Source organism: Chryseobacterium daecheongense (assembly GCA_027920525.1).
Classification (GTDB): Bacteria; Bacteroidota; Bacteroidia; order Flavobacteriales; family Weeksellaceae; genus Chryseobacterium; species Chryseobacterium proteolyticum.
Genome location: CP115858.1, coordinates 705426 through 717413 on the forward strand (window position 1 = coordinate 705426; position 11988 = coordinate 717413).

Consider the following 11988-nt stretch of genomic DNA (forward strand, 5'->3'; position numbering starts at 1 on the left):
TATTGATTATTTATCTACTTTACAATACCAAATTTTAGAATATGAAAAAACTTTTACGATCTATTATTTTATTTTCCTCTTTTGTTTCAGCACAAATTCCGGCCGGATATTATGACGGAACACCGGGACTTACCGGATTTGCATTGAAGTCCAGATTGCATGACATTATTTCGACCAAGAACATAAGCTGGCATTATGGTGATCTCACCAATTATTATAATCAGACGGATCTTGATATTTATTATGATCATGATGCAAGCAACACGACGATACTATTGGATATGTACTCTGAAATTCCGACAGGACCGGATGCTTACGAATATACGACCGCTAATCTTATAGGAAGTTCGTCGGCCGAAGGACTCGGATGGAACAGAGAGCATATGATGCCTCAAAGTACATTTTACAGTAACTATCCCATGTATTCGGATTTGTTTTATGTAGTACCAACAGATGCAAGGATCAATCAGTTGAGAAGTAATTATCCTTATGGAATTTCTACTACAACACCTTCTAATGTATTTTACACCTTTACCAATTCTTCCAAAATCGGAAGAAGTGCCATTCCCAATTATGTTTATACAGGACGTGTTTACGAACCGATAGATGAGTTCAAAGGAGATGTTGCCAGGAGCTTATTGTATTTTGCAGTGAGGTATGAAGGAAAATTAGGGACTTTTAAATTCAACAATAATGCAAATCCGGCCTCGGATACCAATCCTCTGGACGGTACGGAAGAAAAAGCATTTGATGATGCGTATATAGCTATGCTTCTCCAATGGCATGCCCAGGATCCTGTTTCCCAAAGAGAAATTGACAGAAATAATTCTGTTTACATGATACAAAAGAACAGAAATCCATTTATTGATCATCCGCAATGGGTAAATGATATCTGGGGACAGGTTCCTGACACGATTTCTCCTCAATCACCAACGAATCTAACTGTGAGTCAGACAAGCGCCTACTTTACAACATTGAGCTGGATGCCAAGTACAAGTTCCGATGTTATCGGATATAAGATTTATCAGAATGGGTCGCTGGTGGCATCAACAAGAAATACCTCGATAAGCATCGATCATCTTTCTCCTTCTACCAACTACAATTATACGGTTAAAGCCTATGATAACGGATATCTTTTTTCACCAGACAGTAATATTGTTTCAGTAACCACTCTTGCTTCCGATGTATATTCCAAAGACCTTTTTGTTTCTAAATATTTAGAAGGAACATCCAATAATAAAGCTATTGAGATTACCAACAGAACGGGGCATGCGGTGAATTTAAGCAATTACAGGCTTGCTATTCAGTTTCCTAGTGGTACCAATTATTATTTTCCCGCTCCATATGAGCTGGAGGGGACCGTACAGAATAATGAAACTTTTATGATTTTAAATCCTAACGCCAGTTTTTCATGCTTTAGCAATGAAAGCGCTAAGTTTGTTACTGCAGCCCCGCAAATGACATTTTCAGGAAGTCAGTATATTGAGCTGAGTTATAAATCTACAACTGTTGATGCTATTGGTATCAAGTCCCAATCCAATTCATCTCAATTGACTGACGTTTCTCTTTACAGAAAAGCTAATGTTACTCAGCCCACAACTTCTTTTAATATAAATGAATGGGACGTACATCCTGCTGATCATTGTGAAGATACGGGAACTTTATTTTTACAGGATATTCAGTATGCCGGACAGGAAGAACTTAAAATATATCCTAATCCTGTCAGTGAAAATATATTTGTAAGCGGAAAAACAGAAGGCATAGAAACGGCACAGATCATCGACTGGTCCGGAAGGGTATTGATTACTGAAAAAATACCTTTCCTCAATAAAAATAATATTTCCGTACAGAATTTACAATCCGGTCATTATCTTTTAAAACTGGATAACAAAGTATTTAAATTTATCAAGAAATAACTTTATAAAATTCAGAAAATAGATTTTTTCACTTTAAAAAGTAATGAAATTATAGTTTTGGAAATTAATTTTTAACGCGCTCGTATCCCGTTGAATCTACTGTTTTACAGGATATTGATATAAGCAGATTCACTAATAATTAATATCTATAAGTGTTTCTGCTTATATCTTTTATTTATAAGTAATTATGCTTATATTTGCAAAATGATAGCGGTCATCACCGGTGATATTATAAATTCGCAACATGCAGACACAGAAGTTTGGATTACCAAACTAAAGAATCTCCTGGAGAATTGGGGGAGCTCACCCCTCACATGGGAAATTTACAGAGGAGATGAATTTCAGTTTAAGTGTACTATCGATGAAGTTTTCTGGCGTTTTCTAGCCATAAAATCTATTATAAAAAGTCAGGAAAATTTAGATGTAAGGATAGCCATCGGTATTGGTGAGGAAAACTTTTCATCCGAAAAGATTACCGAATCCAATGGAACGGCCTACGTTAATTCCGGAAGATTACTGAATGGATTAAAGAGTGATGGTGATACTGTTGCTATTAAAACATCGAACGAAACGGTAGACAGGGACCTCAATATTCTTTTAAAGTGGGCTTCAAAAGATTTTGATAACTGGACAATGGCTACCGCAGAAATTATTCATGAAATGATTATGAATAAAGATATCACCCAGGAAGATCTAGCCAGGAAGTTTGCCATATCGCAATCTTCGGTAAGCCAGAGGCTAAAACGGGCGAACTATGACCTTATCGTAGAGACAAATCAATATTTTAGAAAGAAAATTTCAGAACTGTAACATGATTTTCACTAAACTCATATTGGCACATCTACTCGGAGATTTTATTCTTCAGCCAAATTCATGGGTTGCTGATAAAGAAAATAGTAAACTTAAAAGTAGGTATCTCTACCTGCATGTTCTCATACATACCGCTTTAACTTTTATTTTCCTCTGGAACCTTCAACTTTGGTGGGTGGCAGCTTTGGTCGGTATTTCTCATTTTATCATTGATGCAGCTAAGCTTATCTTTCAAAACATTAAAACAAAGAAAAGATGGTTTTTTATTGATCAGGTTCTTCATATTCTGGTCATTCTAGGTGTTTCATTTTATTTTGAAGAATTTGATGTAACGATATTTGAAAATCAGGAATTTCTGAAAATAGTAATGGCTGTTTTATTTTTAACGACGCCTTCATCTATTATCATTAAAATATTACTGTCTTCATGGACTCCGGTTGCTGAAGCTCAGAATAATATACAAACCGAATCTTTAACGAGTGCAGGTAAATATATAGGAATCCTGGAACGTTTACTGGTATTTATTTTTATTCTGGTAAACCACTGGGAAGGGGTAGGTTTCATGGTTGCTGCCAAATCTGTATTCAGATTCAGTGACCTTGCACAGGCAAAACAACGAAAGTTGACTGAATATGTATTGGTAGGAACGCTTTTAAGTTTTGGAATGGCTGTTTTAACGGGAATTTTAATAAAATAATTATAAATCTAACTATAAAGACAATTTAGAAAATGGAAAAGAAAGAAATGTTGTACGAAGGTAAGGCTAAACAAGTGTTTGCTACCGATAATCCTGATCAAGTAGTAGTGCGTTTCAAAGATGATGCTACGGCTTTCAATGCTCAGAAAAGAGGACAGGTTGATCTTAAAGGCGAAATGAACAACGCGATCACCACTTTAATTTTTGAGTATTTAAATGAAAAAGGGATTAAAACTCATTTCATTAAGCAATTGAACGAAAGAGAACAATTGGTAAAAAAAGTATCCATTATTCCTTTGGAAATGGTTGTAAGAAACTATTCTGCCGGAAGTATGGCTCAGAGATTAGGAGTAGAGGAAGGTATAAAATCTCCGGTAACTATTTTTGATATCTGCTATAAAAAAGACGAATTGGGAGATCCTTTGATCAATGATCACCACGCTGTTTTCTTAGGTGCAGCTACGTATGAAGAGCTTGACGAAATGTACGAGCTGACTTCTGATATCAACGAAATCCTTATCGATCTGTTTGATAAGATGAATATCATCCTGGTTGACTTCAAGATCGAATTAGGGAAAACATCAGATGGTGAAATTATCCTGGCAGATGAAATCTCTCCTGATACATGCAGATTATGGGATAAAGACACCATGAAAAAATTAGATAAAGACAGATTCAGAAGAGACTTAGGTGAAGTAACTGAAGCGTATGTCGAAATCTATAACAGACTGAAAGCTTTACTTAATAAATAAGTAATACGGAAGATTTATAATCAGACTTGAGATTGTATTTAACATAATATTGAATTTCACATCTAATTGTAGAATCTATCAAAATAAAATCTAGATTAGAAAAAATAGAAATGAAAAGTTTAGACATTCATAAAAGTGAATATTTAAAACAGTTTAAAAACCAGACCTACGGTAGAAACCTTTTCAGAACAAAGGAAGAGGAAAGACTTGATGCTCCGAATGAGGAGTGCGGTATTTTCGGATTGTATTCTGACAATGATCTGGATACGTTCTCCCTTTCTCAGTTCGGACTTTTTGCTTTACAGCACAGAGGACAAGAGGCTTGTGGTATTTCCGTTCTTAAAAACGGGAAGATCAATAACCTGAAAGACGAAGGGTTGGTTTTAGACGTTTATAAAGATATTCAGGATCCTGAAGCTTTTATGGGGAATTCTGCAATAGGGCATACACGTTATACTACAGCAGGAGACAAAAAGAAGTACAATTTCCAGCCATTTTTTGCGAAAAATGAATATGACCAGATTATACTTTCGATTGCACATAACGGTAATTTAACGAACGCAAAAGAACTGAAAGCCGAACTGGAGGCAGAAGGTGTTGTTTTCAGAGCAACTTCAGATTCTGAGGTTATCTTAAGATTAATCCAGAAAAACCTTGATCTGGGATTAAGAGGAGCGATCAAAGCAACAATGGAAAAGATCGAAGGAGCTTATTCCGTGGTAGGAATGACGAGAAATAAGTTTTTTGCATTCAGGGATTTCAACGGGATCAGACCGTTGGTTTTAGGAGCTATTGATGAAAAATCATATGTGGTGGCTTCTGAATCCGTAGCATTGGACGCAGTGGGAGCACAGTATGTTCGTGATATTTTACCTGGAGAGATCATCTACACCAACGAAAATGAGACCGGATTACAATCTTATATGGTGAATGAAAAAGGAAAACAAAGAATCTGTTCTTTCGAATATATTTACTTTGCAAGGCCTGACTCTACATTAGAAAACATTAACGTGTATGAGATCAGAGAAAAGTCGGGTGAAAAAATCTGGGAACAAGCTCCTGTGGATGCAGATATCGTTATCGGAGTTCCGGATTCAGGAGTACCTGCAGCAATTGGCTTTTCAAAAGCATCAGGAATCCCTTTCCGCCCGGTTTTAATTAAAAACCGATATATCGGAAGAAGTTTTATTGTTCCGACTCAGGAAATGAGAGAAAGAATCGTTAACCTGAAGCTGAATCCTATTATATCTGAAATTAAAGGCAAAAGAGTAGTTATTATTGATGACTCTATTGTAAGGGGAACTACTTCTAAAAGACTGGTTAAGATTTTAAAGGATGCCGGAGTAAAGGAAATCCATTTCAGAAGTGTTTCTCCTCCGATCATTGCACCTTGTTATCTTGGGATTGATACTCCATCAAAAGATGATTTGATTTCAGCCAATATGACGACTGAAGAGCTAAGAAACTACCTTGGAGTAGATTCTTTAGAGTTCCTCAGTACAGAAAACCTTAAAGAAATTTTAGGATCTTCCAATCACTGCTTTGGATGTTTTACAGAACAATATCCTGTAGCAAAAGGGGAGGAAGTAGAGCTATTTAATTAATTGTCTCAACAATCAATACATAAAAAGACCTGATATTATGTTATCAGGTCTTTTTCGTTTTTATTGTCGAAAAAAATAATTGATATAAATGTAGCAAAAGCTTAATACTACTATCGTACAGGATATGCCGGTATCCTTTAATTTTGCGTAATTAAGATCAGGATTATGAAAAGTGCATTTATCACAGGTATTTTATTTCTGTTTATTCAGCTATATTCAGCTCAGTCTTTTGATAACCAGGCGCATCGGGGCGGGAAATCCTTATATCCGGAAAACACCATCCCTGCAATGAAAAATGCTTTAAAGATGGGGGTTACGACACTTGAAATGGATCTTGCCATCACAAAAGACAAGCAGGTGATTCTTTCTCACGATGCATTTCTTTCACCTGAACTGGTAACAAAGCCTGACGGAACATTTATTCCCCGGGATTCCGGATTTTATTACAAAATTTATGAAATGCCTTATGCAAAGATCGAAACTTTTGATGTAGGGATGAAAACACTAGCCAATTATCCTGACCAAAAGAAAATGAGGGTACAAAAACCGCTCTTTTCAGATGTTATAGATGTCTGTGAGAATTATGCCCGGGAACTTAAAAGGCCTTTGCCATTTTATAATATAGAGACTAAAACGCGACCTTTTTCGGATGGTATTTTCCATCCCGAACCTAAGGAATTTGTCGATCTGATGATGAAGATCATTGTAGGAAAAAATATCCAGGACCGGGTTATTATTCAATCCTTCGATCCAAGAACCTTAGAGCTTATCCATGCACAATATCCTAAAATAATGACTGCCTTACTGGTAGAGAAGGTGGATGGTAAAAAGCTCGCTCAGCAGCGGAATTATTTTAAAAATATCCCTGTCGAAAAATTCAGAATGTATCCCGATCATCTTAATGGAGTATCGGGTGATATGAAATTCTTAAGTTTTACTCCTACAATTTACAGTCCGGATCAATCTCTTGTCACACCCGGATTGGTGCAGGAATGTCACAAACTTGGAATGAAAGTCATACCATGGACAGTAAACTCGAAAGAAAGACTACAGGAATTAAAAGAAATGGGAATAGATGGGGTGATCAGCGATGACCCTCGAATTTTCGAATAGATTTGCCTTACCCATACAATAGAAATGACTGGAAGTTATTCTTCCAGCCATTTTATAATGCAGAAAACTACATTCTATGGTTAAAAAATTGGTTGTTGTTATTAAAACTTATAATTCAAACCTAGTTGGAATACTCTGTTGTTGTTTTCAGCAGCAGGTCTGCTTTTATCAATCTTAGTCAAGCTATTTACATATCTTGCGTTGATTCCCAGATTACGTGTGAAGTAGTATCCTAAACCTAGACCTAGACCAAAGTTGAATTTGTTGATGTCATCTTTGTTGATCGTTTCAGAAACTGAATTTTTCTGAGTGGTAGCGATACCGTTTGTAGTGCTTGTAACAGTATTTTCACCTTTGTTTTTTCCATCGATGAAATAACTGAATTCAGGACCTGCTTCTACATAAAAGTTATCGGCTGGCTTAAACTGAACCATTACCGGTACTGAAACATAATTCAATGTTGTTTTGTAATCACGTTGAGTTTTTACAGTAGTAGCTCCCGTAGTAACTTCAGTAGAAGAAAGAACACTTCTTGCTCCTAATTGGTTATACAATGCTTCAGGCTGTATACTGAATTGCTTTGAAAGAGGAATATTTACAAAAACACCGGCATTAAATCCTATTTTCTGATTGTTTGCACTTAATTGTTGCTGACTGAATTGAGCGGAGTTAGCTCCACCTTTAATACCAAATCTGATTGGTTCTTTTTCTTTGTTAACAGTAGTAATAGTAGCTGTTGTTTGTGTTTCCTGAGCAAATACTAATGAACCAGCAACTATTGCTAGTCCTAGAAATAACTTATTCATAATTTTATTTTTTAAATTGTACTATTTCTTGTTATCCGAATTATTCATTCAGATGGGGTGTATTTTGCAAAAGGCTTGCCATAATTATAATTTTATGATTTGCAGAAAGATAAGCTGCGAGCCGCTTCTTTAAAAGAATAAGTGATAATCCACATACGTGGGATTTTTTTAGTTAAAACAATCTAATTTGTTTAATTTTTAAGTTAAAATTGCTTGAAAAAAAATGCAAACTTTTTTCATTTTTTTTATTCAACACCCTTTATTCATCGTTAATTATGACCATTTTCACCCAACTTTCCAGATGAATTGAAGTTTACAAAAATGGCAGGTGACCATTTTGATCAGACTTTTATACTTTTTTATGATCATCATTTGTTGATCAATGGATGCATTGCAATGATTATTCAATGTGAAAACAGAACATTACAGGAGATCCGGATATAAAAAAACGGTTAAATTTATTAAATCTAACCGCTTATCTTGTTATTAAGTATATTATTACTTATTAAATTTATAAGTAAGACCGATCTGGAATACGTTATTTTTTCCATCTGCCTGTACGTTATTAACTTCTTTAGCAATATCTATAACACCCGCAACATATCTTGCATTCACACCGATATTCTTCGTAAAGAAATATCCTGCACCAAGACCTACACCAAAATCAAAACCTTTCACAAAATCCTTTCCATCTCTAGAATAGGAATTGTATTTAAATTTTGAATTGATCAGGAAACTAAACTGAGGTCCTGCTTCAAGATAAAACTGCGGAGTTGCATTATACTGGAACATCACAGGAACAGAGATATAATCTAAATTTACTTTAACATCATTATTTCCATCAGCTTTTGCGCCTAATCCATTGTATAAGATTTCGGGTTGTACACTAAAGCTAGGAGCTACAGGGACATTCATTAAAACCCCACCATAGAATCCCGCTTTTGATTTTGAATCACCACCTGAAATTGTAGAAATATTAAGACCTGCTTTTACTCCAAATGTTTGAGCAAACGTTAATGAACCAGCAACGATTGCCAAACCTAATAATAATTTTCTCATGATTATATTTAATTTTAATTTGTACTGTTTTGCTGCAAAATTCTTGCCAAATTATGTTAAAATAACAAAAATGGTTAGATTTAACCATTAAATCTAACCATTTTATTGAAATCAAAATTTGTTATCTGAATGTGTTTTATGCTTATTTAAATTTGTAAGCTAAACCAACCTGGAATACGTTGTTTCTCATCGCATCACCATTGTTGTTTTTGTAGATATCTGTTAATCCGGCAGTATATCTAGCTGTAATTCCTAGGTTTGGTGTGAAATAATATCCTGCACCAATACCGATTCCAAAGTTGAATGTGTTGAAAGCATCTTTGTCAAGACTTCTCGTTCTTGTGCTTGTATTATCATTCGTAGAACTTTTGAATTTATCTTTAGCACTTACTAAAAATCCGAATTCAGGACCTGCTTCCAAGAAGAATTCAGGAGTTGCATTATACTGGAACATTACCGGTACAGCTATATAACCTAAATTTCTTGAAGATTCATCCTTAAAGTTATTACCTAATACTGTATATTCTCTGGTTACTTTTGAACCCAAGTCATTATACAATACCTCCGGTTGAATGCTGAATGAGCTCGCTACCGGGATGTTTGCAAAAACCCCTGCATTGAATCCGATTTTAGATTTTGAATCACTAAGGTCAGCTCCTTTTGAAAGAGATGAAACGTTCATACCACCTTTAACACCAAATGTAACCGGGTTAGAAGATGAAGTAGAAGTTGTCTGAGCGAATGCTAATGAACTTGCAGTTACTGCTAATCCTAAAATTAACTTTTTCATAACTTAATTTTTTTAATATTTTACTATTCTTAATTTTAAATTTTACTACTTGTCAACTTTCGTTTGACGCAGAGTATCTTTCAAATTAGATGCCAAAACATAAAACATGACAAAAGTCAGGTCCGCAAATACTATTGAAAACTGCTATAAAATGCTTAAAATCATATCATTACGATGGATAAACAAACATTTGTTTAACATTCCTTAAAAACAGCTTAAATTCTAAATTAGGCTTATTTCGAGGAAAATAATACTCAAATGACTTGAACGTAATTGATATATATTACTCCTTTTTTGAAATAAGTGGAATTTATTTTAAAATCAAGGCCGGATGAAAATTCCTTTATGAAAAGCCATAAGGCCTGTAATGAATAGTAATTTAAATCATTCTTTTATATATTTTTAATCGTCTGTAATACAATACAGTATATAAATTGTAATTTTGATAATAAAACTTAAGGATCAGGGTTTATATTGAACCTTAAATGAAAAATAAACTAATCTGGGAATGAAACAAAACAAGCAGTTGAAATTTATACTTCCTATTCTGGGATTGGTTATTCTGCTGCTGACTATGGTGGCTGGTAAAACTTTTTATGCATTAAACGTATGGGTAATGATCTGCCTGGGTATTTTAATCATTGCATTAAGTTTAAAATTAATCTATAATCTATTTCTACCCAAAGCAGATCAATCTTTATCATCCAGGCAATACGTCGATGAACCTGGACAAAAGATCTTCTATATTTCAACTTTCCGGACAAGTTTGCTAAGTATGTCAATGATATTTTTGTCCGCAATTTTCATTTATCTTTTCACTCAGCTATTCCCTGAAATTATTGAAGAAATTTATATGGAACCTTCGGTAATAGTAATTGTTCTGATGCTCTTATATGTTATTTTATTTATAGGATCTATTTATTGTTTTTTGACAGGAATTAAGCTTTTTATCAGACGAAGGAAAATCGTACAGCTAATTATCAATGATGACAGCATCGAATTTCTCCCTGTTTACGACTTTGGAACGGCAGCCCGAAACATAAGTGCGCTATCTTTATTTTTTAAGAAAAAAATGCGTAAAGCTTATTTTACAGATCAGATTTCTGTTGAAAAGGTTAATAACACCTGGAACGGAGACAAAATAAAAATTTATATTGAAGGGATCGGTTTTTACCTACCCTTTCTATATGATGATGTGGAGGACCTGGAAAAGGTATTTCAAATGATTAGACATCGGCTGATAAAGCATATTCAATTCACTACTCATGATACACTGTAGAGGTGATCTCATCATTAAAAAATCCTGATCAAACAATCAGGATTCTTAATTTTATCTAAAAAGTAAACAAGCATGTTAAGCATCATTCAGTTTTCTGTAAAAATGCAGTGATTTTTCAATATTTTCCTGGCTGCATTCATGGTCAAAAACACACGATCCTACTCCGGAAAGCAAAGAAAAATTAATCTTCTTTTCCGTATTCTTTTTGTCGTTTAATAATAGAGACATCAGATTTTCATTGCTAAAATCACTGATATCCAGGTATGGATAATACCTTTTGATATGGTCAATGATCATTTCCGAATCTTCTTTTGAAATTAACTTTTCAAGGTGAGAAAGATGTGCTTCACAGATCATTCCGGCAGCTACTGCTTCTCCATGTAAAACCGGATTTCCCTGTTCAAGACAAGAACTTTCGATAGCATGACCGATTGTATGTCCGAAATTTAAAGTTTTTCTGACATTTTTTTCATGAAAATCCTGATCTACAACATCCTGTTTGATCGCCATCGAGGTCTGAATGTGTGGTAGTACTGATTCTACATCCAGCTTTTGTATTTTGATCAGATTCTCCCAATGTAAACGGTCTGCAATTAACCCGTGCTTCAGCATTTCAGCAAAACCACTTCGTAATTCTTTGAAGGGAAGTGTTTCTAAGAACTTAGGATATACAAAAATCTGTTCAGGAAAGGTAAAGGTACCTACCATATTTTTGTAGTGCATCAGGTCAATACCTGTTTTTCCTCCAATAGAGGCATCACACATCGATAATAGAGTAGTAGGAACATTAATGAACTGGATCCCTCTTTTATAGGTTGAGGCAACAAATCCGCCCATATCGGTAATAACACCACCACCGAGGTTTATAACCAGAGCTTTTCTATCTGCCTGCATTTCCGTTAAAATCTCCCAAAGCTGATTGGCAGTCTGAATATTCTTCATTTCTTCACCCGCTTCTATCTCCAGGATTTCAAAAGCAAGATCCGTTTCCATATTGCCCAAAAGTACCTGAAGGCAATATTCATGTGTATTTTCATCAACCAATATGAAAATTTTGCTGAAAGATTTTCCATGCAAAAAATCATTAAGCTGGGAAAACTGATCGTTTAATAGTGTTATCATTTCTGGAATAATATATATTTAATTGTAGAACAATATTGCA

11 protein-coding genes are annotated in these 11988 nt (G+C 34.7%); 7 read left to right on the plus strand and 4 right to left on the minus strand.

Annotated elements, in window-relative coordinates:
- The first annotated feature begins 41 nt into the window (after positions 1-41).
- The 6 genes from PFY10_02915 to PFY10_02940 all read left to right on the plus strand — a co-directional run bounded on the left by PFY10_02915 (position 42) and on the right by PFY10_02940 (position 6892).
- Positions 42-1916: an endonuclease gene (locus PFY10_02915; protein ID WBV57392.1), complete on the plus strand. Its 1875-nt coding sequence runs from the start codon at positions 42-44 to the stop codon at positions 1914-1916.
- Positions 1917-2120: 204 nt separating this feature from the next.
- On the plus strand, positions 2121-2726 hold the full coding sequence (locus tag PFY10_02920) for a SatD family protein (GenBank protein WBV57393.1): 606 nt from the start codon (positions 2121-2123) through the stop codon (positions 2724-2726).
- 1 nt (position 2727) lies between these two features.
- Entirely contained in the window at positions 2728-3423 is a 696-nt protein-coding gene (locus PFY10_02925) for a DUF3307 domain-containing protein (protein ID WBV57394.1), read from the plus strand.
- A 32-nt stretch (positions 3424-3455) separates the two neighbouring features.
- Complete coding sequence (locus PFY10_02930; protein WBV57395.1) at positions 3456-4175, plus strand: phosphoribosylaminoimidazolesuccinocarboxamide synthase; 720 nt, start codon at positions 3456-3458, stop codon at positions 4173-4175.
- Positions 4176-4285: 110 nt separating this feature from the next.
- The gene (gene purF / locus PFY10_02935; GenBank protein WBV57396.1) at positions 4286-5779 is read left to right on the plus strand and encodes an amidophosphoribosyltransferase; all 1494 of its coding nucleotides are present in this window, start codon (positions 4286-4288) and stop codon (positions 5777-5779) included.
- A gap of 165 nt (positions 5780-5944) precedes the next feature.
- Positions 5945-6892, plus strand: a complete 948-nt coding sequence (locus PFY10_02940; protein ID WBV57397.1) for a glycerophosphodiester phosphodiesterase family protein — start codon at positions 5945-5947, stop codon at positions 6890-6892.
- Positions 6893-6993: 101 nt separating this feature from the next.
- Here the strand turns inward: PFY10_02940 and PFY10_02945 are convergent, their stop codons facing one another.
- The 3 genes from PFY10_02945 to PFY10_02955 form a co-directional block, all read right to left on the minus strand.
- The gene (locus tag PFY10_02945; GenBank protein ID WBV57398.1) at positions 6994-7698 is read right to left on the minus strand and encodes a porin family protein; all 705 of its coding nucleotides are present in this window, start codon (positions 7696-7698) and stop codon (positions 6994-6996) included.
- Positions 7699-8196: 498 nt separating this feature from the next.
- Positions 8197-8757 carry a porin family protein gene (locus PFY10_02950; protein WBV57399.1) on the minus strand — a complete coding sequence of 187 codons (561 nt, stop codon included), beginning with the start codon at positions 8755-8757 and terminating at the stop codon, positions 8197-8199.
- Between the two features lie 142 nt (positions 8758-8899).
- Positions 8900-9547: a porin family protein gene (locus PFY10_02955; protein ID WBV57400.1), complete on the minus strand. Its 648-nt coding sequence runs from the start codon at positions 9545-9547 to the stop codon at positions 8900-8902.
- 508 nt (positions 9548-10055) lie between these two features.
- Between PFY10_02955 and PFY10_02960 the strand changes: the two genes are divergently transcribed.
- The gene (locus PFY10_02960; GenBank protein ID WBV57401.1) at positions 10056-10826 is read left to right on the plus strand and encodes a hypothetical protein; all 771 of its coding nucleotides are present in this window, start codon (positions 10056-10058) and stop codon (positions 10824-10826) included.
- Positions 10827-10901: 75 nt separating this feature from the next.
- On the opposite strand, the gene aroB is transcribed toward PFY10_02960, so the two are convergent.
- On the minus strand, positions 10902-11948 hold the full coding sequence (gene aroB, locus PFY10_02965; protein WBV57402.1) for a 3-dehydroquinate synthase: 1047 nt from the start codon (positions 11946-11948) through the stop codon (positions 10902-10904).
- Positions 11949-11988: the final 40 nt, after the last annotated feature.

What these genes read in the sequence shown, in the direction of transcription:
- PFY10_02945 (WBV57398.1), bottom strand. Translation starts at nt 7,698, where the DNA reads ATGAATAAGTTATTTCTAGGACTAGCAATAGTTGCTGGTTCATTAGTA.
- PFY10_02950 (WBV57399.1), bottom strand. Translation starts at nt 8,757, where the DNA reads ATGAGAAAATTATTATTAGGTTTGGCAATCGTTGCTGGTTCATTAACG.
- PFY10_02925 (WBV57394.1), top strand. Translation starts at nt 2,728, where the DNA reads ATGATTTTCACTAAACTCATATTGGCACATCTACTCGGAGATTTTATT.
- aroB (WBV57402.1), bottom strand. Translation starts at nt 11,948, where the DNA reads ATGATAACACTATTAAACGATCAGTTTTCCCAGCTTAATGATTTTTTG.
- PFY10_02920 (WBV57393.1), top strand. Translation starts at nt 2,121, where the DNA reads ATGATAGCGGTCATCACCGGTGATATTATAAATTCGCAACATGCAGAC.
- PFY10_02930 (WBV57395.1), top strand. Translation starts at nt 3,456, where the DNA reads ATGGAAAAGAAAGAAATGTTGTACGAAGGTAAGGCTAAACAAGTGTTT.
- purF (WBV57396.1), top strand. Translation starts at nt 4,286, where the DNA reads ATGAAAAGTTTAGACATTCATAAAAGTGAATATTTAAAACAGTTTAAA.
- PFY10_02940 (WBV57397.1), top strand. Translation starts at nt 5,945, where the DNA reads ATGAAAAGTGCATTTATCACAGGTATTTTATTTCTGTTTATTCAGCTA.
- PFY10_02915 (WBV57392.1), top strand. Translation starts at nt 42, where the DNA reads ATGAAAAAACTTTTACGATCTATTATTTTATTTTCCTCTTTTGTTTCA.
- PFY10_02960 (WBV57401.1), top strand. Translation starts at nt 10,056, where the DNA reads ATGAAACAAAACAAGCAGTTGAAATTTATACTTCCTATTCTGGGATTG.
- PFY10_02955 (WBV57400.1), bottom strand. Translation starts at nt 9,547, where the DNA reads ATGAAAAAGTTAATTTTAGGATTAGCAGTAACTGCAAGTTCATTAGCA.